Annotated in this window: 22 protein-coding genes; 6 read left to right on the top strand and 16 right to left on the bottom strand. The window is 66.4% G+C overall.

Annotated features, from left to right (window positions below; genetic code table 11):
* Positions 1-161 precede the first annotated feature (161 nt).
* The 8 genes from BLQ70_RS15060 to BLQ70_RS15025 all read right to left on the bottom strand — a co-directional run bounded on the left by BLQ70_RS15060 (position 162) and on the right by BLQ70_RS15025 (position 8,556).
* The gene (locus BLQ70_RS15060) at positions 162-1,181 is read right to left on the bottom strand and encodes a hypothetical protein (protein ID WP_091858029.1); all 1,020 of its coding nucleotides are present in this window, start codon (positions 1,179-1,181) and stop codon (positions 162-164) included.
* A 339-nt stretch (positions 1,182-1,520) separates the two neighbouring features.
* The gene (locus BLQ70_RS15055) at positions 1,521-2,306 is read right to left on the bottom strand and encodes an SDR family oxidoreductase (protein ID WP_091858026.1); all 786 of its coding nucleotides are present in this window, start codon (positions 2,304-2,306) and stop codon (positions 1,521-1,523) included.
* Complete coding sequence (locus BLQ70_RS15050; protein ID WP_091858023.1) at positions 2,306-3,235, bottom strand: dihydrodipicolinate synthase family protein; 930 nt, start codon at positions 3,233-3,235, stop codon at positions 2,306-2,308. Before BLQ70_RS15050 ends, BLQ70_RS15055 begins: the two co-directional genes overlap by 1 nt.
* A gap of 228 nt (positions 3,236-3,463) precedes the next feature.
* Positions 3,464-4,147, bottom strand: a complete 684-nt coding sequence (locus BLQ70_RS15045) for an aspartate/glutamate racemase family protein (RefSeq protein WP_091858021.1) — start codon at positions 4,145-4,147, stop codon at positions 3,464-3,466.
* Positions 4,144-4,806 carry a flavin reductase family protein gene (locus BLQ70_RS15040; protein ID WP_091858018.1) on the bottom strand — a complete coding sequence of 221 codons (663 nt, stop codon included), beginning with the start codon at positions 4,804-4,806 and terminating at the stop codon, positions 4,144-4,146. The genes BLQ70_RS15045 and BLQ70_RS15040 overlap by 4 nt, the downstream gene beginning before the upstream one ends.
* Before the next feature lie 4 nt (positions 4,807-4,810).
* Positions 4,811-6,055, bottom strand: a complete 1,245-nt coding sequence (locus BLQ70_RS15035) for a Zn-dependent hydrolase (RefSeq protein WP_091858015.1) — start codon at positions 6,053-6,055, stop codon at positions 4,811-4,813.
* 5 nt (positions 6,056-6,060) lie between these two features.
* Positions 6,061-7,410: a dihydroorotase gene (locus BLQ70_RS15030; protein ID WP_091858013.1), complete on the bottom strand. Its 1,350-nt coding sequence runs from the start codon at positions 7,408-7,410 to the stop codon at positions 6,061-6,063.
* A gap of 48 nt (positions 7,411-7,458) precedes the next feature.
* Positions 7,459-8,556, bottom strand: coding sequence for a DUF917 domain-containing protein (locus tag BLQ70_RS15025; protein ID WP_091858010.1), 1,098 nt, complete (start codon positions 8,554-8,556; stop codon positions 7,459-7,461).
* A 175-nt stretch (positions 8,557-8,731) separates the two neighbouring features.
* On the opposite strand from BLQ70_RS15025, the gene BLQ70_RS15020 reads away from it, so the two are divergent.
* From BLQ70_RS15020 to BLQ70_RS15000, 5 genes are all read left to right on the top strand, one after another.
* Complete coding sequence (locus BLQ70_RS15020) at positions 8,732-9,658, top strand: LysR family transcriptional regulator (protein ID WP_091858007.1); 927 nt, start codon at positions 8,732-8,734, stop codon at positions 9,656-9,658.
* A gap of 144 nt (positions 9,659-9,802) precedes the next feature.
* Positions 9,803-10,678: a substrate-binding periplasmic protein gene (locus tag BLQ70_RS15015; RefSeq protein ID WP_244492871.1), complete on the top strand. Its 876-nt coding sequence runs from the start codon at positions 9,803-9,805 to the stop codon at positions 10,676-10,678.
* A gap of 14 nt (positions 10,679-10,692) precedes the next feature.
* On the top strand, positions 10,693-11,442 hold the full coding sequence (locus BLQ70_RS15010; RefSeq protein ID WP_091858003.1) for an amino acid ABC transporter ATP-binding protein: 750 nt from the start codon (positions 10,693-10,695) through the stop codon (positions 11,440-11,442).
* A 6-nt stretch (positions 11,443-11,448) separates the two neighbouring features.
* Positions 11,449-12,123, top strand: a complete 675-nt coding sequence (locus BLQ70_RS15005) for an amino acid ABC transporter permease (RefSeq protein WP_061968490.1) — start codon at positions 11,449-11,451, stop codon at positions 12,121-12,123.
* A complete protein-coding gene (locus tag BLQ70_RS15000; protein WP_091858000.1) occupies positions 12,123-12,797 on the top strand; it encodes an amino acid ABC transporter permease in 675 nt (224 codons plus the stop codon). Before BLQ70_RS15005 ends, BLQ70_RS15000 begins: the two co-directional genes overlap by 1 nt.
* A 20-nt stretch (positions 12,798-12,817) precedes the next feature.
* Here BLQ70_RS15000 and BLQ70_RS14995 read toward each other — a convergent pair whose 3' ends face one another.
* On the bottom strand, positions 12,818-13,669 hold the full coding sequence (locus BLQ70_RS14995) for an NHL repeat-containing protein (RefSeq protein WP_091857997.1): 852 nt from the start codon (positions 13,667-13,669) through the stop codon (positions 12,818-12,820).
* A 71-nt stretch (positions 13,670-13,740) separates the two neighbouring features.
* Between BLQ70_RS14995 and hydA the strand changes: the two genes are divergently transcribed.
* A complete protein-coding gene (gene hydA, locus BLQ70_RS14990) occupies positions 13,741-15,183 on the top strand; it encodes a dihydropyrimidinase (RefSeq protein WP_091857994.1) in 1,443 nt (480 codons plus the stop codon).
* 18 nt (positions 15,184-15,201) lie between these two features.
* Here the strand turns inward: hydA and BLQ70_RS14985 are convergent, their stop codons facing one another.
* The 7 genes from BLQ70_RS14985 to BLQ70_RS14955 all read right to left on the bottom strand — a co-directional run bounded on the left by BLQ70_RS14985 (position 15,202) and on the right by BLQ70_RS14955 (position 24,628).
* Positions 15,202-16,149, bottom strand: coding sequence for an N-carbamoyl-D-amino-acid hydrolase (locus BLQ70_RS14985; RefSeq protein WP_091857991.1), 948 nt, complete (start codon positions 16,147-16,149; stop codon positions 15,202-15,204).
* Positions 16,150-16,295: 146 nt separating this feature from the next.
* Entirely contained in the window at positions 16,296-17,507 is a 1,212-nt protein-coding gene (locus tag BLQ70_RS14980) for an MFS transporter (RefSeq protein ID WP_170843421.1), read from the bottom strand.
* Positions 17,508-17,683: 176 nt separating this feature from the next.
* Entirely contained in the window at positions 17,684-19,237 is a 1,554-nt protein-coding gene (locus tag BLQ70_RS14975; RefSeq protein ID WP_091857985.1) for an ABC transporter substrate-binding protein, read from the bottom strand.
* 70 nt (positions 19,238-19,307) lie between these two features.
* Positions 19,308-20,147 (bottom strand): hydrolase, encoded by an 840-nt coding sequence (locus BLQ70_RS14970; RefSeq protein WP_091857983.1) that lies wholly within the window; start codon positions 20,145-20,147, stop codon positions 19,308-19,310.
* 41 nt (positions 20,148-20,188) lie between these two features.
* Positions 20,189-21,514, bottom strand: a complete 1,326-nt coding sequence (gene aptA / locus BLQ70_RS14965; protein WP_483062321.1) for an aspartate aminotransferase family protein — start codon at positions 21,512-21,514, stop codon at positions 20,189-20,191.
* Between the two features lie 104 nt (positions 21,515-21,618).
* On the bottom strand, positions 21,619-22,539 hold the full coding sequence (locus BLQ70_RS14960) for a GntR family transcriptional regulator (RefSeq protein WP_091857980.1): 921 nt from the start codon (positions 22,537-22,539) through the stop codon (positions 21,619-21,621).
* A gap of 94 nt (positions 22,540-22,633) precedes the next feature.
* Entirely contained in the window at positions 22,634-24,628 is a 1,995-nt protein-coding gene (locus BLQ70_RS14955; RefSeq protein WP_091857977.1) for an ATP-binding protein, read from the bottom strand.
* Between the last annotated feature and the right edge of the window lie 5 nt (positions 24,629-24,633).

Below are 24,633 nucleotides of genomic sequence, written 5' to 3'. Positions count from 1 at the left end.
CCGGTCGGTTTCGGTTTGGTCCGCACGAGTGCAGGATCGAAGCTGGAGTTAGAAGGTTCCTCGGTGCGGCCCCCGCTGGCATGCAAAGAGGCCTACCTCCCTTCGGGCGCGTCAAGGCAGGGCGAATAGCGAGTAGAGGTCAACCGCGATGGTGACACGGCCTATGTGGCCGATGCCATATCTTTGGGAAGAAGGCTCCATTCTTTGAAATCGATGCCAACTAGTCCCATGTGCCCCTCGATAGCTCCCTGTTCGCTCATAATTCTAACCTCGATCGGCTCATGAGGGGTCGTCACTTTAGCCTCGAATTCGAAGTCGAAGATGCCACCATGCTTCGCAAATATCCGCGCTTTGCCAAGCGACTCCCTGCTGTGGACATCAATTGAGAAGGGCATGCCCTGAATATTCTGCGAGAAGCCGACCAAAACGCGCACCTTCCATCGGCCGCGTGGAAGGTGGAAATACGGTCCGTAGAACATGATGCGGGCGCGCCCGGTCAAGTCGATTGCGACGGGAGTTACCGAATTCGGTCGGTCTCCCAACAGGAAGCACTGCCGTGGCCAAGTGATTTCTCCGGGGGTAGAGTGTCCCAGGCTTCTATACAACCCGCCGAGCACCTGGGCGATCACATCACGATCCTCATCGCTTGTTTCGGCGAGGTCGCGCGTATCTTCACGGAGTTTGGCGGACAAACTGACGTCTTCAAAGCCAATTCCTCGGGAGATGCCCTGGACGATGTCATTGGAGATTTCGAGGCCAAAGTGCTCAAGGAACATATTGAGGATATCGACCGGCGTACCGCGGACGTCTCTTCCTACAATCTTGCAGAGCGGGGATTGGGCGAAGGGGCGGGCCAGAACCAATCCCGCTGAGATCGGACGAAGCGCCTCATAGGGCGAAATGCGATGCGTGGCTTGGGTGTGTCGCACCGCCTCTATCAAGTCGTCGGCAAAAACCAGACACCGCTGACCGGTTTTGAGATAATCTTCAGCGAATGCGGGGTTGGGAAACATCGAGAGGATAAGTCGGTTCTCCGTACTGGATGGTTTATCGGCGAGGGTGTCGAAGCGATCGAACCGGAGGACCGATAAATCTGGCACGATCTGACGGAGTGCCTTCTCAAGGAAAAGAAATGCCCATTTGGTCAAGGGGCTGGGGTAGCCGACAGCGACAATATCCATACTGCTTTTCCTATTCGGATCGCCGAGGCCGGGCAACTCCACGACGCTCGGTCGAGGTGGAGCGAGGCTTGAGTGGTCGCCGAGACGGTCCGGATAAGGTTCACCCTTTACGCGTTACGATCGCGAGGCCCGGCGCCCCGTACATGTGCATGCAAGATACTGTCAGGCGTTTGTAGTTTGACGAGATTGCACCTGGCTTCGCGGGCAGCATTCAATCACGGCTTCTGTTTTGGCGCGTTCGGCGCGTGGCGAGACGAGTGAGCAGGAGCGAGATTCGGAGCGCGCGCGGGGTCGGCATGCTGACACTGTTGCATGAGGTGCGCTTCTATCAAGCTGGCCTCAGACACTTCTGATCAAACCGCCGTCGATGCGGATTTTCGCGCCCGTCACATAGCTCGCGCGTTCGCTGGCGAGGAAGGTGACGACATCGGCGAATTCCTGCGGCTTGCCGTAGCGCCCGGCGGGAATCGTCGCGATCGATGCTTTGGCGATCGCATCGCGGGTGCCGCCGCTGCGGGCTGCGGCAGCATCGTCGAGCTGGTCGACGCGCTCGGTATGGATGCGGCCGGGAAGCACGACATTGACCGTGACCCCGCTGCCCGCGACCTCCGAGGCCAACGTCTTCGACCAGCCGATCACGGCGGCGCGGATGCCGTTGGAGAGAGCAAGCCGCGGAATCGGCTGCTCGACGCCGGAGGAAGCGATCGTGACGATGCGGCCGAAGCCGCGCTCCGTCATGCCGGGCAGGAGGCGCTGCACCAGATGGAACAGGTTGGCCGCCATGCCCTCGAAATGCTTCAGCCAGTCCTCGCGCTTGGCGTCTCGCGCCTCGCCGGGCGGCGGGCCGCCGGAATTGCCGATCAGGATATCGACGCCGCCTTCAGCGATCAGTTTTTCAGCGAGGGCGTCGACCGAAAAGAGATCGGTGAGGTCGAGCTTCGCGGCGCTGGCGCGGCCGCGCTGATCGGCCGGCAGGCCGGCGATCCAGCTCTCCGTCGCATCGCTGCTGCGCGCCGCGGCGATCACCGTCGCGCCTTCAGCGGCGAGCGTCTGCGCGATCACCGCGCCGAGCCCGCGGCTGGCGCCCAATACCAGGGCGCGCTTTCCGAGAAGTCCCAGATCCATCAGCCGATCTCCTTGAGGCGGCGCTCCTGCCGCGCGACGAGCCGTTCGATATCGGCGATATCCACCTTCGACAATGCCCCGCCTGGCTTGCGCAGTGTGGCCGCGGCGATCGCGCCGCGCTTCGCCAGTGTATATTTGCGGATGGCGAGGCCGAGGCCGGGCTGCTGCTCGTAGCGCGCCAGCGGCAGATAGGCGTCGAACAGGTCATGTGCCCGCTCGACCTGGCCGGCGGCATGCGCCTTCCAGACATCGACCATCATCTCGGGATAGGCGAAGCCGGTCATGGCGCCGTCGGCACCGCGCGACAGTTCCTCCGGCAGGAACATGCCGCCATTGCCGACGAGGATCGAGATGCGCCTGCCGCCCTTGTCACTGGCCGCGCGCAGGGCCGAGATCTTGGCGAGGCCCGGCCAATCCTCATGCTTGAGCATGACGCAGGACGGGTGGGCGGCGACGATCTTCAGGATGACAGCCGGCGTGATCTGCACCTGCGTCACCAGCGGGAAATCCTGCAGCACGAAAGGCATCTTCGGCCCCAGCGTCTCCGCGACCATGGCATAGTAGGAGACGATCTGGTCGTCGGTGCGCAGATTGGACGGCGGCGCGACCATGACGCCCGCAGCGCCGTCGCCCATCACGCTCTCGCTGAGCTCGGCCATCGCGGCGAAGCCGGAAGCGGAGACGCCGGCGACGACCGGCACGCGGCCGTCGACTCGCTTCAGCACGCGACGCACGAAGATGCGGGATTCTTCCGCCGTCAGCTTCGGCGCTTCGCCCATCATGCCCAGCACGGTGAGCCCGGTCGCGCCCTTCTCCAGGTAGAAATCGACCATGCGGTCGGTGCTGTCGAGATCGAGTGCGCCGGTTTCGGTGAACGGGGTCACCGCGATGACGTAGACGCCATCTGCGGTTTCATCGAGCAGTGCCATGATGGTCCTCAGTTGCTGGTGGAAAGAGGCAGGAGCCTGCCTGGATTGAAACGCCCCGCGAGCCTGGCCGGAGCGGGTGCGTCCGTGCCTGTTCGCGCGATCTCATGCCTCACGGCGTTCGCGGGAGGCTCTTATTGCAAATGCTCTTCAGTCCTATAAGCGATAAGCTGGCAGCGGGATGATGCACGCGATCTTGCCGGGATGCCGGTCGGGAAAGCTGTCCATGCTTCAGCCTCGGGTGAGGGGGCGCCCGCCCCAGCCTAGCCGGACGCGCCCGACCGCCATCGTCACCGCGGCCTGCGTCGGCTCGACGACCGGCACGCCGAGCTCGCGCTCGAGCGGCTCGCGGAAGCGCGCCATGCCGGCGCAGCCCATCACCAGCACATCGGCATGGTGCGTATCGCGCAAGGCCCGGCCGACGCCGATCATGCGTTCCAGCGTGATCCGCTCGTCGGCCATTTCCTGGATGGTGAGGTTCACAGGCAGGTCGCCGGCGAAACGGTCCATCATGCCCATGGCGCCAAGATAGCGCAGATGACGCGGGATCGAATTCTCCAGCATCGCGATGATGCCGAAGCGCTGGCCGAGAGTAAGCGCCGTCAGCACGCCGCATTCGGCGATGCCGAGCACCGGCTTCGTGCTCTGCTCGCGCAGCGAGTGCATGCCGGGATCGGAGAAGCAGGCGACGACGAAGGCGGCGGCTTCGGTCTCCAGCGCGGCGGCGCGTTTCAGCAAGGCCGGGATCAGCCCGTCGACATCGCGCTGCGACTGGATGCCGGGCGGGCCGTCGGCCAGCGTCAGGCATTCGATCGCCGGCCCGCCGGCCATGCGCAGCGGCGCGACGGCCTCATCGATGCCCCGTGTCACCCGCTCGGTCGAGTTCGGGTTGATGACGTAGATCGTGCCGCTCACGAGGTCTCTCCTTCGGGAATGGTGGGTCGGCCCCGCTCGCGCCAGCCGTCCAGCGTCTGGCGCGGTTCTTGGAAACGATCGCCCAGGCCAAGATACCAGTCGGCGCCATGCAGCCGACCAACGAGATCGAGCTTGTCGATATCGATATGCAGCCGCTCGTCGACGATGCCGTCGCGGATATGAAGATGGACGATCTCGCCGACGACGAGATTACGATGCTTGGCGCCGAACGAGAGCGAGACCGTCTCGCGGCATTCGAGCTGGACAGGCGAGGCGGCAAGCCGCGGCGCCGCGACCTTGGCGCTCGCCACAGTGTCGAGCCCGGCCGCTGCGATCTCGTCGATCTCGGAGGGGAAGTCGATGGCGCAGACCTGCATGGCTGCAACCATCGCCCGGTCGACGAGATTGACGACGAAGCTGCCGGTCTCGCGGATATTGCGCATCGTGTCCTTCAGCGGCTCGGTGCCGCTGCGGCCCTCGATGCCGAGCACCACCAGCGGCGGGGCATGGCTGAAGACGTTGAAGAAGCTGAAGGGCGCGGAATTGGCGCGTCCCTCCGCGTCGACCGTGGTGACGAGTGCGATCGGGCGCGGCAGCACCGTGTTGACGAGGAGCTTGTAGAGATCGCGTTCCTTGAGGTCGCTCGCGGCCCAATCCATCGCCTCAGCCTAGCTGCGCATCGAGCAGGCGCACCGTTTCGGCGAGCACGCGGGCGCCGTCGCCGGCCTGGTCCGGCGTGATGGATTCCTCCGGCGCATGGCTGCGCCCCTCGAGACAGGGCACGAAGATCATCCCGACCGGGCCGATATGGGCGATATGGACGCCGTCATGGCCGGCGCCGCTCGGCAGGTCGCGCGTGGCGAGCCCGAGCGAAGCCGAGGCATTGGCGATGGCGGAGCGGACTTGCCGAGCACAGGCCGTCGGCGCGACATGGCTGATCGGCTCGACGGCGATGGTGAGGCGCAGTTCCTCCAAGGCAGGGCGCAGATCGCGTACCAGCGCCTCGCCGAAGGCCTTGACCGCGGCTTCGTTGCCGGAGCGGACTTCGAGCGTCATCATGGCCTCGCCCGGCACGGCGTTCGACGCGTTGGGGCTGACCTCGATGCGCCCGAAGGTGGCAACGAGCGGCTGGTTGTCGCGCGCAGTCGAAAGCGCGCGCTTGTAGGCGGCCTCGATCAGCTTGGCGGCGCCGACCAATGCATCGGCCCGCAGCGGCATCGGCGTCGCGCCGGCATGGTCGGCCCGGCCGGTGACGATGATGCGCTCGCGGCGGATCCCGACGATATCGGTGACGATGCCGATCGGGATGCGCTCGTTCTCCAGCACGCGGCCCTGCTCGATATGGACCTCGACATAGGCCGCGATGCCGTCTGCCGGCCGCCTGACCGAGGCCAGCTCCGCCGGCCGCCCGCCGACGAAAGCGATGCCCTCGCGCAGCGTCATGCCGTCGGGGCGGGTCATTGCCAGATGCTCTTCGCTCAGCGTTCCGGCGAGCGCGCGGCTGCCGATGCAGGAGAGGCCGAACTCGCTCGGCTCCTCGGCGAGGAAGTCGACGACCTCCAGCGTATGGCGCAGGCGGTCGCCGCGCTCGCTGAAGCTCTGCGCGACCTCAAGCGCGGCGAGCACGCCCAGAATACCGTCATAGCGCCCGCCCGAGGGCACCGTGTCGGAATGCGAGCCGATCAGGATCGGCTTCAGGCTCGGATCGGCGCCCGCGAGCCGGCCGATCAGATTGCCGGCGGCATCGAGTTCCGTCTCCAGCCCGGCTTCGCGGAATGCTGCCGTCAACCATTCCCGCCCTTCGAGGAAGCGCGGGGTGAAGGAGCGGCGCGTCCACGGGCGCTCCGGGTCGGTGATCCCCGAGAGCGCCTCGATACGGCGCCAGAGCCGGTCCTGATCGATCGACATGGTGATCACGCCGCCGGGCGCAGGAAGCGGCCGTCGCCGGCCTTGTTGCGGATCTCCTTGCCGTCCCAGGCGAGCTGGCCGCGGACATAGGTCGCAGCGACGCGGACGCGGAATTCGCGACCCTCCATCGAGCTCCACTTCACCGCCGCGAGGCTCTTGCTGGGGTCGTGGATGAAGCGGCCGGGCTCCAGCACGGTGATATCGGCATCGGCGCCGGCTTCGAGCCGGCCCTTGTCGGCGAGCAGGAAGGCCTTGGCCGGCCCCTCGCAGAGCTGCTTCACCACGATGGTCGGCGACAGGCCGTGCTCCTCGCAGCCGGTCCAGAGCGCCGGCAGCAGGGTTTCGATGCCGGGCCCGCCCGAGGTGTTCTTGAAGATCATCGGGTCGCCCTTCTTCTCCAGCCCCCAGGAGACGTGATCCGACGAGATGAAGTCGCAATGGCCGGCGGCGAGATGGCTCCAGAGCAGGTCGCTCTCGGCCTTCGGGCGGATCGGCGGGTAATGTTTGATCTTGGCACCGAAGCGCGGGCCGTGCTCCTCGGCATTGAGCATGAAATACTGCACGCAGCTCTCGACCGTCGCCTTGTACCCGGCCTGCTTGTACATGTTGCAGATCTCGAAGCCGCGCGAGGTCGAGACGTGGACGGCGTGCGCACGCGCCCCGGTCTCGGCGCCGATCTCGTAGATCCGGGCGGTGGCGAGGTTCTCGACGAGCGGGGGATGGGCGCGCAGGAAGGCGTCCGGGCCGGTATCGCCAGCCTCGATCAGCCGGGCGATATTGCGCCTTGTCATCTCCTGGTCCTGGTTATGGACGCCGCAGAGCAGCCCGGTCGGCTCGATCAGCTTGAAGGCCTCGTAGAGCGTGTCGTCGCCGATGCGGGGAAAGCGCGTCGGATTGGCCTCGAAGGTCGAGAACTTGAAGGCGCAGGCGCCGGCCTCGACCAGCCCGGGAATGGCATGGAGCCCGTTCTCGATGGTGATCGTGGCGTAGAGGGCGACATCGACATGGGCGTCGCGCTCGACCACCGCGACCTTCTCGTTGAAGAGTTTTGCGCTGGTGACGGGCTCCGGCTCGTCATAGGGCATGTCGACCATCACGGTGACGCCGCCGGCCGCCGCCGCCCGCGAGCACATGCCGATGCCCTCGTGATTAGCCTGGCTGCCGGAATGGACCTGTCCATCGATGACGCCGGGAATGATCCACTGGCCGCGGAAATCCTGGGTCTCGCGGGCCGAGGGCGGCGTGCCCGAGCCGACCTTGCCGATCTTGCCGCCGCTGACGGCGACATAGCCGTCCTCGATGATCCGGTCGGACAGCACGATATTGCCGCGGAGGACGAGATCGAAATCGCTCATGGTCGGGTATCCGGTTGATCCTGAGGGGTGGACGGAGAGCCGTGCGGACTAGTCCGCGCGGCCGAGCGCGTAGTCGGTGAAATTCATGCCGAGCGCCTTCTCGACGATCGGATAGACGCTGGGGTCGGTCACGCTGGAGCTCAGCGGGATCTTGTCCTTGGGCACGCGCAGCACCGAGAGTTCCATGCCCTCGCGGACATGGCCGGAGCTGACCGGTTGGCCGTCGGCGTCGAGCGTGGTGATCACGTCCGGGAAGCAGGCATGCCGGGCGCCGTCGGGATCGGTCACGGCCATGTATTCGTTCATGACATGGATGACGCGGGCGGCGGCGCCGGTCCCGACCTGGATCGTGCCGATGTCGAAGGCCTCGTTGGTGTAGCGCACATCCTTCTTCGCCACGGTCCCGCGCGCGATGATCGAGCCGCCGGTCTCGTCGCAGATCGCGTCGATGACCGCGCTGCCGCCCTTCGGCTTGGCGGCGAGAATGCGCTCGCCCAAGGCCAGCGCCATCGAGATGCCGCCGAGCGCCGCGTTCTTCCGGACATAGGCCGCCGAAACGGGATTGCGGCAGGAGGCGATGAAGCCGCCCGACATGTCCGAGGCCGTGCGCAGGATCGGCGAGACCTTGGCGGTGGCGCCGCGCGTCACCAGCTCGATATACTGGTTCTTCGAACGATTGCCGCCGACCGCGACCTGGATCGTCGCTTCCGGGCTGTTGGCAAGACCGATCGAGCCCATGTCGCCGGTGGGATGGGCGCGGATATCGCCGACGGCATCGACCACCTTGATGCCGAGGATCGCGCTCGGGAGCCAGGCGTTCAGCGTGCTCGACATGCCGTTCTGGCCGATGATCAGGCCGTAGATCGGCTTGCCCAGCGCCTCCTGCAGCAATTGCACGGCCTTGACGTAGTCGATGCCCCACATCTCCCACTCGGTCGTGCCGCCGGGCGCGCCGATGGCGGCGGCGGTGGCGATGATCGCGTCGTCGGGAATCTCGTCCATCGTGACGAGCTCGGGCCTGCCGGTGTTGACCGCGGCGGTGCCGAGCATGCGTCCGTGATCGGCCCAGCCGCCGCCGCCCGCTGCGAAGACGGAGCCGCCGGCCACGGCGGCCTCGACATCCCTGCTCGTCAGAAAGCGTCTCATCGGCCGGCCTCACCCTGCTTTGGTTGGGAGCATTGCTGAAGCGAAAAACCGGTTCCCACTTTTTCGCGCCATGCTCGGCGAGCCGGTCGTTGCCGGCACGAGGTCGAGCTTAGAACGCTAGGCGCGAAATGAATCATGCTTATTATGCGGCCGACCATAAACGGATGTTATTGCCATGCGCCTCAATCTTCGGCAGATCGAAGTCTTCCGGGCCATCATGATCACCGGATCGATCAGCGGCGCGGCCCGCCTGCTCTCGGTCTCGCAGCCGGCGATCAGCCGCCTGCTGGCCTATACCGAGGACCGATTGGCGCTGCGCCTGTTCGAGCGCGTGCGCGGCCGTGTCCAGCCGACGCCCGAGGCGCGCCGCCTGTTCCAGGAGGTCGATCAGGTCCATCAGGGCGTGGTCAGGGTCAACGAGCTCGCCGATGAATTGCGCGAGCGCGGTACCGGGTCGGTGCGGATCGTCGCGAGCCCGAGCGTCGGCCAGGCGCTGGTGCCGGATGCCATCGCGCGGCTGCGCGAGCGCTTCCCGGACCTGCGCGTCGAGTTCGAGGTGCTGACCCTGCTGGAGGTCGTCGCCAAGGTCGTGGCCGGCCGTGCCGATCTCGGCGTCTCGATCATCCCGGTCGACGAGCCGACGCTCAATACGGAGATCCTGACGGAAGGGCGGCTGATGGTGATCATGCCGCGCGACCATGCGCTGGCGCGATTGCGCGTGGTCCGCCCGGCCGATCTCGCGCCTTATCCGCTGATCGGGTTCGGGCCGCAGACGCCCTATGGCGATGTCGTCGGGCGTGCCCTCACATTGAAATCCGCGCCGCTCAGGATCAGCACCGTCGTCCGTTTCACGCCGGTTGCCTGCGCGATGGTGCGTGCGGGGGCGGGCGTCGGGGTCGTCGACGAGTTCGTGCTGCGTGGGCGGACCTGGCCGGAACTGGTATCGCGCCCGCTCGCACCCAAGACGCGCGTCCGCGCCCATCTGCTGACGCCGCGCTTCGAGCCGCTGTCACGCACGGCGAGTGCTTTCGTCGATATTCTGCGCGGCCTGGTACCGTCGCCTCCCGCTGCCTCCGGCGAGGACGGCGAGGTTGGAACTTAACATCAGGTTATGGCCACCCGACAATAAATGATTGGCTGGGCATGATTTCGCCCTGTTAGGCTCCCCTTGGACATGGCCGGATTGTTGCAGGGACAGGGGGCAGCAATCGCGGCGTAGCCACAACGCATAACGGGAGCGGGAAAGATGAAGCTGAATTCGATCAAGCTGACGCGTGCCTTTGCAGCGGGCGCCGTGCTCGGCGCCATGCTCGCCATGCCGGCCCTGGCGCAGGATGCCGACCATCCGCAGGGCGAGAAGCTGAAGGTGGCCTGCGATCTCGGCTTCGCGCCGTTCTGCTTCAAGACGCCGGCCGGCGAGGCGACGGGCTTCACCTACGACATGTCGGCTGCACTGGCGAAGCAGCTCGGGCGCCCCGGCGTCGAGGTCACGGATTCCAATTTCTCGGCGATTTTCGCGGGCCTGTTCTCCAAGCGCTACGAGATGATCCCGGCGCCGACCAACATCACGAAAGACCGCGCCGCGCAGATGCTGTTCAGCGAGCCCTATATGCCGACGGGTCTCGGCTTCCTCGTCAAGAAGGGCGCCAAGATCGCCAATCTGGAGGAGCTGAAGGGCAAGGCGCTGACCGTCAATAACGGCTCGATCTCCGACAAGTGGCTGACCGACAACGAAGCCAAATACGGCTACACCATCCAGCGCTACAACAAGAACGCCGACGCCGTGCAGGCCGTGATGATCGGGCGCGCCTTCGCCAATGTCGCCGACGTCCCGGTCTCGCGCTATGTCTCGACGCAGACGCCGATGGCCGAGGTCGCATTCGTGCTCAACAGCGGCAACAATTTCGGCATCGCTTTCCGCAAGGAGGATGCGGCGTTCCGCGCCAAGGTCGAGGCCGCGCTGGAATGCATCAAGAGCGACGGCACGCTGGCCGCGATCCATGAGAAGTGGTTCGGCGTGAAGCCGGCGGCCGATTCCTCCAGCGCCAAGGTTTATCCGGGCATCGGCGCGCCGGATTTCGAGGGTTACGACGCGACCCCGCACAAGGCCGCCTGCAAGTGACCTCAGCGCCCGCCATGACGGCCACGCCTTCCGAAACGATCGTTTCGATCGAGGGCTTGCGCAAGAGCTTCGGCAATGTCGAGGTTCTGCGCGGTGTCGACCTCAAGGTCGGCAAGGGCGAGGCCGTCGTGATCGTCGGCTCCTCCGGTTCGGGCAAGAGCACCTGCCTGCGCTGCATCAACCGGCTTGAGGAGCCGACGGCGGGCACGATCCGCCTCGGCGGGCAGGAGGTCACCGGCCCCAAGGTCGATCTCGACCGCCTGCGCCGCGGCATCGGCATGGTCTTCCAGGGTATCCATCTCTACCCGCACAAGACGGCGCTGGGGAACGTCTCGCTCGCGCTGCGCAAGGTCGTCGGCTTGAGCAAGCAGGAGGCCGAGGCGAAGGCCCGCCACCATCTCGAAGTCGTCGGCCTTGCCCACAAGGCCGACGCCTATCCGGCCGAGCTGTCCGGCGGCCAGCAGCAGCGCGTCGGCATCGCTCGCGCCATGGCATTGGAGCCGCAGGTCATGCTCTTCGACGAGCCGACCTCGGCGCTCGACCCCGAGCTCGTCGGCGAAGTCCTCAACGTCATGGTCCGGACCAAGGAAATGGGCATGACCATGATCGTCGTGACCCATGAGATGAAGTTCGCGCGCGATGTCGCCGACCGCGTCGTCTTCATGGATCATGGCGCGATTCTGGCCGAGGGCACGCCGCAGGAGATCCTGATCAATCCGCAGCACCAGCGCATCCGCGACTTCGTGATGCGCTCGCACGGCTGACGGCGCATGGACCAGATCGTCCGTTATTTCTTCGATTTTTCGCTGATGTCGGCCTATTGGCCGGACATCCTGCGCGGCTTCCTGATCACCGTCCAGATGTCGATCCTGACGGTTCTGATCGGCATCCCGCTCGGCCTCGCATTGGCGATCCTCAGGCTCTACGGCATCCGGCCGCTGAACTGGCTGATCATCTTCTACATCGATTTCTTCCGCTCGATCCCGCAGCTCGTCCTGATCGTGCTGGCCTATTTCGCGCTGCCCTATTTCGGGCTGGTGCTGGAGCCCATCACCGCGACGGTGCTGGCGCTGGCGATCGTGCTCTCGGCCTTCGCCGAGGAGATCTTCTGGGCCGGCATCAACGCCGTGCACAAGGGACAATGGGAAGCTGGGCGCTCGACCGGCCTCAGCTTCAGCAAGACGCTTGCCTACATCATCCTGCCACAGGTGGTGCGCATCTCGATCCCGCCTCTGACCAACCGCGCCATCGGCATCAGCAAGGGCACCACGCTGGGCTCGGTCGTGGCCGTGCCGGAACTGCTCAACGTGACCTCCAGCATCCAGTCCAACGTCGCCAACCCGACCGCGCTGACCGTCGGCGCCTTGCTCTTCCTCGTGCTGTTCCTGCCCTTCGTGCGCTTCACGCGCTGGCTCGAACGCGCCTATGCGCATCCGAGGTCATGATGGACGATCTCGTCACGACGTTCCTCAATATCGACGTTCTCAAGCAGGTCTGGCCGCTGCTGCTGCAGGGCTTCTGGATGACGCTGGCATTGGCCGCCGTCGCCGTGCCGCTTTCGGTCGTCAGTGGTATCGCCATCGCCATGGCGCAGGACGTGCCGAACCGGCTGCTGCGCTTCCTGCTGATCGCCTATGTCGACGTGATGCGCGCCATCCCGCCGCTGGTGCTGCTGATCTTCATCTTCTTCGGCCTGCCCTTCCTCGGCCTGAAGCTCAACGAGTTCACGGCCGCCGTGCTGGCGCTGACGCTGAACGGCTCGAGCTATTTCGCCGAGATCTTCCGCGCCGGCATCGAATCCGTGCCGAAGGGCCAGCGCGAAGCGGCCCGCTCCACGGGCTTGAGCTGGTACAAGAGCATGATCCATGTCGTGGTGCCGCAGGGCACGCGCAACGTGCTGCCGGACCTGATCAGCAACACGGTCGAGCTGGTGAAGCAGACCTCGATCGCATCCGCCGTCGCACTTCAGGAACTGCTGCGTTCGGCCCAGCTTGCCCAGGGCCTGCTCTACAACCCAACGCCATTGATCGCAGTGGCGATCGTCTACTTCCTGATGTTCTGGCCCTTCGTGCGGCTGGTCTCGCGCCTGCAGAACCGCACGGCCGTCTCCGCCGCATGAGGGCGCGGTGGCCCGTCGCGTCAGCTCGCGACGGGGAAAAGCCGCGTGATGCGGTTGGGGTTGGTCTCCGCGAGGAAGATATCGCCGGCCGTTCCAAGCCACAGGCCATGGGCGCCGTTGAGCACCGGCCGGCAGCGGCCGAGCAGGGCGCCATCCGCCGAGAGCAGGCTCAGCGTCGGGATCGAGTCGCAGACATAGATTCGATCATCCGCATCGGCGACGACATCCTGCGGGCGCAGGAACGCATCCCAGACCGCGAGAAGTTCGCCCCCGGCCGTGAAGCTCTGCACGCGGCTGTTCTCGCGATCGGCGACGATGACGCGACCGTCGCCGAGCACGCAGATGCCGTGCGGCGTCAGGAACGCGCCCGGCGCCGTCCCGACCGAGCCCCAGCTCGCGATCAGGCTGCCGCCGGAGTCGTAGCGACGGATGCGGCCATTGCCATAGCCATCGGTGACATAGAAGCCGCCATCGGGCGCAAAGGCGATATCGCTCGGATGGTTGAAGGGCTGGCCGGGCCGATGGCTCTCGCCGATCTGCTGCCGTATGCGTCCCTCATCATCGCAGAAGAAGATGCGGTGGGCGTCGCGGTCGACGATGGCAAGGCCGCCATTGGGCATCGCCGCGATCTTGTGAGCATCGACGCAGAGCTTTTCGCCCCAGCTCCTGACGAAGCTGCCATCGCTCGCGAGCGTGATCACGCAGGGCCCCTCGGGATCGACGGCGCTGTCGCGGCGCAGCAGGACATGCACCAGCCCGTCCTTGCCGACTGTGAGATCGGTGATCCGCCCCGGCGTCGCCGGCAGGGCGCCCCAGGGACGCTCGATGCCATAGAGCCTGTCGCCGAGCGCGACGCGCAGTTCCGTTTTCATCCTGACCTCGTCGCTGTTTCGCGCGCTGCGGGCTGCCGTTTCACGGCCCCCGTCGCATGGAGAGAAAGACCATGAGCGATTTCGATCTCGTCATCCGCGGCGGCACGGCCGTCACCGCCTCCTCCATCGGAGCTTTCGATATCGGTATTGCCGGCGGTGTCATCGCCGCGATCGGCGCGGGGCTGCCGCGTGGCAAGGAGGAGGTCGATGCAAAGGGCCTGCTCGTCCTGCCCGGCGGGGTCGACAGTCATGTCCATCTCAACCAGCCCTTCTCCTCGGGCGCCGACATCGCCGACGGCTTCGATAGCGGCACGGCCTCTGCCGCGGCGGGCGGCACGACCACGGTCGTCTGCCATGCACCTCAGGTTCGCGGCGGCTCGCTCGCCGGCGCGGTTGCCGCCTATGCCGAGAAGGCGAAGCAGGCCCGGATCGACCATGCCTTCCATCTTCTGGTCAACGATCCCACTCCGGAGGTGCTGGACACCGAATTGCCGGCGCTGGTCGAGGCCGGGCATCGCTCGGTCAAGATCTTCATGACCTATGACAGCAACCGTCTCGGCGATGCGCAGATCCTGCAGACGCTGGCCGCGGCGCGGCGCGCCGGCGCGCTCGTCTGCGTCCATGCCGAGCATCACGAACTGATCACTTGGCTGACGCAGGCGCTGCTGGCGGCGGGCCAGACGGCGCCGCGCCATCTCGCCTGGGCGAAGCCCATGGTGGTCGAACGCGAGGCGACGCATCGCATTCTCGCCCTGGCCGAGGCGCTGGATACGCCGATCCAGGTCTTCCACGTCTCGGGCCGGCAGTCCGGCGAAGAGGTCGAGCGGGCGCAGAAGCGCGGGCAGAAGGCCTGGGCCGAGACCTGCACGCAATATCTCGTGCTCGACGAGGCCGACATGGATCGCCCGGGCTTCGAGGGCGCCAAGTTCATGATCTCGCCGGCGCTGCGCTCGACCGCCGACCAGGAGGCGCTCTGGCAGTTCCTGCGCGACGGCGTCATCGACATCGTCTCGTCCGACCATTCGCCGCTGCGCTACGACGACCCGCGCGGCAAGAAGCAGCACGGCGAGGGCGCACCTTTCAACAAGATCCCGAACGGCGTGCCCGGTCTCGCCGCACGCCTGCCCATTCTCTACTCGGAGGGTGTCGCCAAGGGGCGCATCGACCTGCGCCGCTTCGTCGATCTCGTCGCGACCAATCCGGCGCGGCGTTTCGGGTTGGCGCCACGCAAGGGCGCGCTCGCGGTCGGGGCCGATGCCGATATCGTGCTGTTCGATCCCAACCGGCGCGTCACGCTGACCAATGCCATGCAGCATCATGGCAGCGACTACACGCCTTATGAGGGCATGGCGGTGCAGGGCTATCCGGCGGCGACCTATCAGCGCGGCTGCCTCGTCTTCGATGGCGAGCGGGTGTTGGCGCAGCCGGGGCAAGGGCAGTTGCTGGCGCGCGCGCCTTACGCCGAGATCACGCCGACCGGTCGCTTCCCGACCCCGTTCGACCCGTTCCGGTAAAGCCGGCAACGAGGGCGCTCAGGCGCCCTCGGGCTTTCCGAGCGGCGCGCCGACGCCGGTGCGTTCGGTGATCAGGCCGTAATGCTCGACACGGCGATGGCGGATGAAATCAAAGATCGTCGCCTTGCCGAAGCGGGTATCGTCGAGATCGCAGGGATGGACGAGCACGCCGTCCTCCTCATGGTCGATCTCCCCGACGATCTTGCCGTCCGGCGCCGCGATCAGCGTTCCCCCGAAAAGATGGTGCCCGTCTTCGGTTCCGGCCTTGCCGACGGCCACGACCCAGGTCGAGTTCTGGTAGGCGCCGGCCTGCACCGACAGGCGGTGGTGGAACAGCCGGTCGGCTGCCGTCTCGTTGGGCGATTGCGAATTGGCGGACGGGGTGTTGTAGCCGAGCACGACCATCTCGACGCCCTGCAGCCCCATGACGCGATAGGTCTCGGGCCAGCGCCGGTCGTTGCAGATCGCCATACCGAACAGCCCGCCTTCGAATTCCCAGACCGGGAAGCCGAGATCGCCCGGCTCGAAATAGCGCTTCTCGAGATGCTGATGCGTCCGCTCGGCGTCGAACTCGACATGGCCAGGCAGGTGGATCTTGCGGTATTTGGCGACGATACGGCCGCCGCGGTCGACCAGGATCGAGCTGTTGAAATGCCGGCCTTCGGGCGTCAGCTCGGCATAGCCGAAGCTCATGGCGAGGCCGAGCTCCTTCGCCTTGTCGAACAGTGCCTGCGTATCCGGGCCGGGCATGCTGCGCTCGAACCATTGATCCGCCTCGGCGCGATCCTCATGGTACCAGCGCGGGAAGAAGGTGGTCAGCGCGAGCTCGGGAAACACGACGAAGGTCGCGCCTTGCGCCTTGGCCTTCTCCAGCAGCGCGATCATCCGGTCGATGACCTGCTTGCGGCTGTCGGCTCGCTGGATCGGACCCAACTGTGCGGCGGCAACGGTGATGAGGCGGGACATCGACGGATTCCTGGATTGGCGTATGACCTCGGGACCGGACGCGACGGGCCGAACCCCAGGATAAGGTCTAGAGGCCCCGCCTCCATTGTTCTCATGCTTTATTCGGGATCAGGTATAACCTGATGTTATCCGGATTTGCGGAGCGATCAGACCTGCGCCGAACGGCGCAGATACCAGAGAGCGAAGGCCCCGAACACGGCAAGCTGGCCGGCGACCAGCAGGAAGGGCCAGTTGAAGCTGCCGGTCCGGTTTGCGATCACGGCAAAGACCAGCGGCCCGCAGATCGAGCCGACGAAGCCGAACAGGCTCGCCCCGGAGGTGACGTCGCCGATCAGCGCGGGCGGCGAGACGCGCGCCAGCTCGGCCATGTGGACGCCGTTCCAGCCCATCGAGGTCGCACCGACCAGGGCCATGCAGGGATAGATCAGCCAGGGGCTCGTGCTTGCCGTGCCGATCAGCAGGGCGATGGTCGAGCCGGCGGCGAGCGCCAGCAGGCAGAGCAGTCGCAGGCCGCCGCCCATCCGGTCCGCCAGCCAGCCGAAGAAGATGCGCGCGATCGTGCTCGCCACCAGCAGGGCCGCGACGAGGTGCCCGGCCTCAGCCAGCGTCTTGCCGTGCTGGGTCACCATATAGGTCGCGGTGAAGGCGGTGATGCAGGCCTGCGTGATCGAGAAGGAGACACCGAGCGCGGTGAGCATCGGCAGCGAGGAGTGGGAGCTCAGCACCCGCGCCGATCGCGCCAGCGACGACGGCGACAGGAACATCCGGGCCCAGGCGCGGTTCTGCGTGCCTTTCTCCGCGTCGAGACTCCCGCGGAAGGGCTGGACCGCCAGCGCGCTGACCAGGACGATGGCGACCACGGCCCAGATCGCCCCGGTGAAGCCGAAACCCAGGACCATGGGCGCGACGGCGAAGCCCGCGATGGCGCCGCCGAGGGGGACGCCGGCTTGCTTGATCGAGAAGACGAGGGTCCGGTGGTCGACTGGCGCCGTGCGCATCAGGATCTGGCTTCCGGCCGGAGTGTTGGGCGCGAGGCCGAGCCCGACCAGCAGCGCGCCGGCAAGGCCGATCAGCCCGAAGGGCTGCGACAGCAGCAGAAGGCCGGCGGCGACGAAGGCCAGGCCGATCTGCAGCGCCCGAACCGGGCCGTGATGGTCGAGCATCGGATTGCCGCAGGCGAGGAACCAGCAGATGCCCGTCGAGACCACGGCCGAAACATAGCCGATGCTTTCGGGCGCAAGGCCCCAGCGCAGGGTCAGGAGCGGGCCGAGAAGCGGGATGGCGGCCCCGGCGAACGAACTCACGACCTGGACGAGCAGAGTGGCGCTGAGCGCGCTTCCCCACAAAGGCAGCTTCAAGACGGTTCCCCCGATCCCGTCGCCGCGCGCTCGTCCCGCTTCAGGATGCGAGCGGGTGAAAACGGCGGCGTCGGATCGTTCTTCCGGCAAGGGCCGCGAGCGGTCGAGATGGATTGATGGGCTGACGGGGCTGCGCCAGGAGCATGCACGCTCCCGCGCAGCCCTTCTTGCCGTCCTTACTTCGTGACCCAGACGCCCCAGGCCCGCGTCTTGCCGGAACTGGTGAGTTCGACGCCGGCGATGCGGTCGGTCGAGGCCTCGACGAGCGGGGTGTTGTAGAGGCTGATGATCGGCACCTGCTCGATCATGCGCTGGTGCATCTCGTCGAACATGGCCTGTCGTTTGGCCGGGTCGAGCTCGGTCGCCGAGGCCAGCAGCAGTTCGACCGCACGCTTGTCCTCCCATTGCACGTCGGCATCCTCGTCCTTCGAGCCGACGAAGGTCTTGTAGTTGAACGACGGGTCGAAGCGCGCGGTGAAACGGAAGGACTGAAGCTGGAAATTGCCCTTGCTGTAGCGGTCGAGCTGCGTCGCCCATTCCAGCATGTCGAGCTCGACGTTGAAGCCGGCCTGCTTGAGCATTGCCTGCAGGATGATGGCGGTGTCGTAGAGATGGACCAGCTTCTGCGAGGTCTGCAGCTTGATCGGACGCCCGTCATAACCGGCCTCCTTCAGCAGCTTGCGGGCGAGGTCGGGGTCGTATGTGTAGCCCTGGTCATGCACGGCCGTATGGCTCCCGCTGGTCGTCGGGATGGCCGAGGGATTGGGCTTGCCGAGCCCGTCCGTGCGGTTCTCGACCAGCGTCTTCAGGTCGATCGCATGGGCCAGCGCCTTGCGGATACGGGGATCGGCGAGGAGCGGGTCGCGGGTCTGGATCAGCAGGACGTTCCAGCTCAGCCCCTGCGCCGTCGCGACCTTGACGCCCTTGGCTGCACGCAATTCGACGATATCGGCGACATCGGTGATGATCCAGTCGATCTGCCCGGCCTGCAAACCGGCGCGCCGCGTCGCATCGTCGGGCACCACCATCCAGCGCACCTGGTCGACATAGGCCTTGCGCGCCCCGGCATAGCCGCTCGTCGGCTCGCTGCGGGATTTGTAGTCGGCAAATTTCTTGAGCAGGATGAAGCTGTTCTTGCGCCATTCCGTGAAGGCGAAGGGGCCGGTGCCGATCGGCTTCACCCATTCGCCGGCGGCATTGACGGAATCGCGATGCAGGATGCCGGTCATGCACTGGATATTGGCGACATAGTGCAGGAACAGCGCCGAGGGGGCCGCCAGCCGGAACACTACGGTCTTCGGATCGGGTGTCTCGATCGCTTCGATCTTCATGTCCTGCGTGCCGTCATACCAGCCGCGGCATTGCCAGCGCGTCGCCGGGTCGAGCATCCGATCCCAGCTCCACTTGACGTCGGCGGAGGTCATCGGCGCGCCATTATGGAAGGTGATGCCGTCGCGCAGCTTGAAGGTGTAGCTGCGCCCGTCCGGCGACATCGCGTAGCTCTCCGCCAGCATCGGCGCGATGCTGAGATCCTCGCGATAGGCGACCAGCGCCTCGACGACATGGTGCAGGACCGTGTCGGCATCGCCGCTGCGGCGCACGCCCGGCTCGCTGCTGGTGATGTCGCCGGAGATCGCGATCCGCAATTCGCCACCGGATTTCGGTTCCTGCGCGGCGGCGGGCGTGAGGCAAGCGAATGCGGCGACGGCCGCGAGCCATCCAAGCTTCATGGTCTGCTTCTCCCAAGAGGCGGGCCCGGCTTTCCGGTGTCACCGCAGAAATCGTTAATCCGCGCCGCCGCTAGTCCCGCCGGCGGCGCAGCATGTCGGCGAAGAAATCCTTCACCGGCGGGTGAACGAGGTAGCCGATATGCTCGACGCCGGGCACGACATCGAAGCGCACGGCAATGCCGCGCGTCAGGAAGGCGGCTTCGAGCGAGCGCAGGCGCTCGACGCGCGTCGCCCCGGTCTCGTTGATCCCCTCCATCCAGTTCGAGGATTTCGGGGAAACCGTCACGTCCCAGGTCTCGATATCGTCGCCGCCGACGACCATCTGCACGGCGACCTCGCGCATTGCCGCAAGGTCGGGTTCGCGGCCGAAGATCGCTTTCATGTCGCCGGTGCCGCGCCACCACGGCTTGTCCGGATCCGGCAATGTCACCACGCCCGGCGCGCCGATCGACACGGCGGCAAGCCGCTCGGGATAGAGATAGAAGAAGCGGTGCACGAACTGGCCGCCGCCCGAGAAGCCGTGCATCAGCAGCTTGTCGGTCTCCAGTCGGTAGAGACCAGCGATCTCGTCGATCATCGAGAGCAGGATCTCATCGTAGCGGATGCCGCGATAGAGGATGCGCTTGTAGTTATGGGTATCCCCGGGTTCCTCGATCCCGCAGGGGAAGAGCGGCGCCAGCAGCACGCACTGATTGGCCTCGGCGAAATCGATGAACTGGTCGCGCAGGTTCGTCGCATCGCGCAGGCTGCCATGGACGAGAACGGCGAGCGGATAGCGCTGCGTGCCGGTCTCCTCATAGCTTTCGGGCAGGTAGCAGCAATAGGAGAAGCGCTGGTCGGCCTGGCAGGCGGAGAGCGCTGTGCGGCCCATCAGGTAGTAGGAGATGGTCTGGCCGTGTCCCTTGCGCATTCCGCCCTCTCTTCAATGAGCCCCTTGGCTGGTCTGATGGCTCAGGCGATCGTGTCGAGCGCCTTGCGGATGCTGGCGAAGATCCGGTCGATCTCGTCGGGCTCGATGGTAAGCGGCGGCGACAGCACGATGAGATCGGCTCCGGCCCGCACGAGCACGCCGTCCTGGTAGCAGGTCTCGGCGCATTCGGCGCTGCGCTGGCCGGGGCCGCCGGGCCGCGGGGCGAATTCGATCGCGGCGACGAGGCCGATATTGCGGATGTCGATGACATGCGGCGCGCCCTTCAGCGCATGCGCCGCCTGCTCCCAATGATCGGCGATCTTGCGGGTGCGCTCGAAGAGCCCTTCCTCCTCGTAGACCTGCAAGGTTGCGAGCCCGGCGGCGCAGGCCAGCGGATGGCCCGAATAGGTGAAGCCATGGAACAGCTCGATCGCGGATTCCGGCCCGGTCATGAAGGCGTCGTAGACATGCTTGCCGACGACGGTCGCGCCCATCGGCACGGCACCGTTAGTGAGGCCCTTGGCACAGGTGATCATGTCGGGCGTGACGCCGAAGGCCTCCGCCGCGCAGGAGGCGCCGAGCCGCCCGAAGCCCGAAATCACCTCGTCGAAGATCAGCAGGATGCCGTGTTTGTCGCAGATTTCGCGCAGGCGCTTGAGATAGCCCTTGGGCGGCGGCAGCACGCCGGTCGATCCGGCGACGGGCTCGACAATCACGGCGGCGATGGTCGAGGCGTCATGGATCTGGACGAGCCGCTCGAGATCGTCGGCAAGCTCGACGCCATGCTCCGGCTCGCCGCGCGAGAACGCGTTGCGTGCGAGGTCGAGCGTATGCGGCAGATGCGCGGCGCCGGGCAGCAGCGGCCCGAAATCGCGGCGGTGGCGGCTGATGCCGGCGACGGACAACCCGCCGAAGCCCATGCCGTGATAGCCGCGCGCCCGTCCGATCAGGCGATAGCGGCCGCCTTCGCCGCGCTGGCGGTGATAGGCCAGCGCGACCTTCAGGGCAGTATCGACGGCTTCCGAGCCCGAATTGGAGAACAGGACATGGTCGAGCCCGTCAGGCAGCATGCCGACCATGCGGTTTGCCAGCGTGAAGGCGTCCGGATGTCCCATCTGGAAGCAGGAAACGTAGTCGAGCCCGTCGGCCTGGGCCTTGATCGCCTCGCGGATGCGGGGATGGCCGTGGCCGGCATTGACGCACCACAGCCCGGCCATGCCGTCGAGGATCCGGCGCCCGTCTGACGAGAGATAATAGTTGCCCTCCGCCCCGACGAAGAGCCGCGGCGCACTCTTGAAGCGGCGGTTCGCGGTGAAGGGCATCCAATGCGCATCGAGATCATTGGGGCGGGCGGCGGTGGCGGGCACGTTCGGTCTCGCTGCTGGATGATGATGAAATGAATTATTTGCAGAAAAAATACAATGTCAAGCGAGCGTGCGAGTCGATCAGAAAAGTGCTGTCGCTGCTGTGATCAGCCTGCGGGCGGCGGCGCGCCGTTTACCGGTCGGGTCAGGTGCTGGCGCATCAGGATCACCGCCCAGTTGAGGTCGCCCTGCTCGAGCGCGTCGAGGATGGCGAGATGCTCGCGGCAGGACTTGAGCAGTGCCGCGGCGTCGAGCTCGCCGTAATCGGCATATTCGGTCAGCCGCCGCAGCGCGTTCTGCGCCTCCATGGCCTGCAGCAGGAAGCGGTTGCCGGAGCAGGCCGCGAGCATGGCGTGGAAGCCGGCATTGATCTCGAAGAAGCGCTCGACGGAGGGCGAGCGATGCAGGTCGGCGATGAAGGCTTCATGCGCCGCCCGGCTGCGTGCGAACTGGTGCCTGTCGACACGGAAGCCGGGCTCCTGAAGCCCCATGCATTCGATGATCAGGCGGAAGCGATAACTCTCCTCGCGGGCCTCGGTCGAAGCGAGCGACGGCACGAAACTCCAGCCATGGCCCCTGCGCCGCTTGATCAGCCCGTCTTCGGCGAGTTGCAGCAGGACCTTGCGCAAACCGCTGCGGCCGATGCCGTAGCTCTCCTGCAGATCGGTCTCGATCAATTGCTCCGGGAGCCGCCCGGCCTCGCGGTCGCGCAGGATGGCGCGGAGCACATCGTCTTCCTGCGCCGCAGGCAGCGATCGTTCCGCTGTTTCGAGCTCGGCGCCCTCGCGCGACAGGAAAAAGCCTAGATTGGTGCGGTTCTCGACCAGGCCCTGGGCGGCCAGCACGCCAAGCGCTGCCCGGACCGGCGTTCGCGACACCTCGAAGGTGCGGGCGATCTCCATCTCGCGCAGATGGAAGCCGGCGGGCCAGCGCCGCTCGGCGGCCAGCGCCGCAATGCGCCTTGCCAGCGAGAGATGCAGCCCGCTCGGCTTGGCCGCAGCCTTTCCGGGGCGGGGCGCGTCGCTCATGTCAGCCATCGCTTCTTTACTGTGCTGGTTCTAATCGCCGAAAAAAGACACCTTTCTGACCATCTCGCAAGGAGAGAACAATTGCGCTGGTGCTTCAAGCGGAAGGCGGCTCGATCAGCACGAGCCTCTTGCCGGCCTGGACCGTGTCCCCCGGCTGGCAGGCGATATCGGCGACCACGCCGTCGACGCCGGCCGAGAGCGAGGTGAAGAGCTTCATCGATTCGAGCACGGCGACGATCTGCCCGGCCTCGACCTTGTCGCCCGGCGCGACGCGGATCTCAGCTACCACGCCCGGCATCGGGGCGAGCACCGCTCCGGAGCCGGCTCCGCCGCCGCCAGCCGCTGCTGCGGGCCGCGCCTCGCTGCCGATCCGGATATCGAAGGTCTCGCCGTCGAGCGTCAACCGGATGCGCCCGCCGGCCGTCGCATGGCTGCCGCGCAGGATGCGACCCTCGAAGGCGAGTTCGAAGCTTTCGGGATCTGTGCGCAAGGCCAGCTCGATCTCGCCGTTGGCGTCGCCGACGCGGCGCCGGCCATCCGGCAGCAACCGGACCTCCAGCTTCGTCGCTTCGTCTTCCTCCTCGGCGATCAGGCGGCTCGTCGCCACGCCGCCGGCCGGCGCCAGCAGGCGGAAGCCCGGGAGGCTATTCCAGGCATCGACGTTTGGAAGCGCTGCCTTCTGTTTCTCCAGCCAGAGCAGGGCCGCGACGGCTCGTGCCAGCCGTTGACGCGGTCGCTTCGCCGTCCAGCCATCGGGAAAAGCCTCCTCGATGAAGCGCGTCGTGGCCTTGCCGTCGGCGAAGATCGGATGCTCGACCGCGTCGATCAGGAAGGGCAGGGTGGTCGCCGGGCCGAGAATGGCGAAATCGCGCAAGCCAGCTGCCAGCCTTGCGCAGGCCGTAGCGCGGTCAGGGCCGGCCGCGATCGCCTTGGCCAGAAGCGAATCGTAGAACAGCGTCACCTCGGAACCTGCCTTCACACCACTGTCGATGCGGATCGAGGCCGGTTCGGCATAGCCCTCGATCCGCCCGGTATCGGGCCGAAAACCCTGGTCGGCGCGCTCGGCGGTGATGCGGGCCTCGATCGCGTGGCCGCTCTCGCGGATGTCGGGCTGCAAGGCCGGCAGCCTCTCGCCGGCGGCGATCCGGATCTGCCATTCGACGAGGTCGTAGCCGGTGATCGCCTCGGTCACAGGGTGCTCGACCTGAAGCCGCGTGTTCATCTCCAGGAACCAGGGCTCGTCGAGACCGTCCTCCAGGATGAACTCGACGGTGCCGAGATTGTCGTAGCCGATGGCCTTTGCCAGGGCGACGCCGCGCTCCAGCAGCTTGCTTCGGATCGCCGGGGCGAGATGGGGGGCGGGCGCTTCTTCCAGCACCTTCTGGTTGTTGCGCTGGACCGAGCAGTCGCGCTCGAAGAGATGCACGACATTGCCGTGCTTGTCGCCGGCCACCTGCACTTCGAGATGGCGCGGGCGCATCACCAGCTTCTCGATCAAGAGCGCCGGATCGCCGAAGGCGGCCTGCGCCTCGGCGCGTGCCATGTCGAGCGCCGGCAGCAGTTCCTGCGCCTCGAACACGCGGCGCATGCCCTTGCCGCCGCCGCCGGCCGAGGCCTTGATCATCACGGGATAGCCGATCCGCGCCGCAGCCTCCGCCAGCGCCGCATTCGACTGGTCCTCGCCAGCATAGCCGGGCACGCTCGGCACGCCGGCCTTCTCGGCGATCAGCTTCGAGCCGATCTTCGGCCCCATCGCAGTGATGCATTCGGCCGAGGGGCCGACGAAGATGCGTCCCGCCTGTCGACAGAGCAGCGGCAGGTCCGGTTTCTCGGAGAGGAAGCCGTAGCCGGGATGGATCGCATCAGTGCCGCTGCGCGCGGCCGCCTCCATGATCGCTTCCGCCCGCAGATAGCTGTCGCGCGCGGCGGCGGGGCCGATGCGCACGGCTTCATCAGCATAAGCGACATGCTGCGCATCGCGATCGGCATCGGAGAAGACCGCGACGGTGCGGATGCCCATGCGCCGGCAGGTCCGCATGATCCGCACGGCGATTTCGCCGCGATTGGCGATGAGGAGGGAACCGATCATCGGGA

The sequence above is a fragment of the Allobosea robiniae genome (assembly GCF_900102525.1).
GTDB classification, from domain to species: Bacteria; Pseudomonadota; Alphaproteobacteria; order Rhizobiales; family Beijerinckiaceae; genus Allobosea; species Allobosea robiniae.
This window is presented reverse-complemented; position numbering and strand designations above follow the sequence as displayed.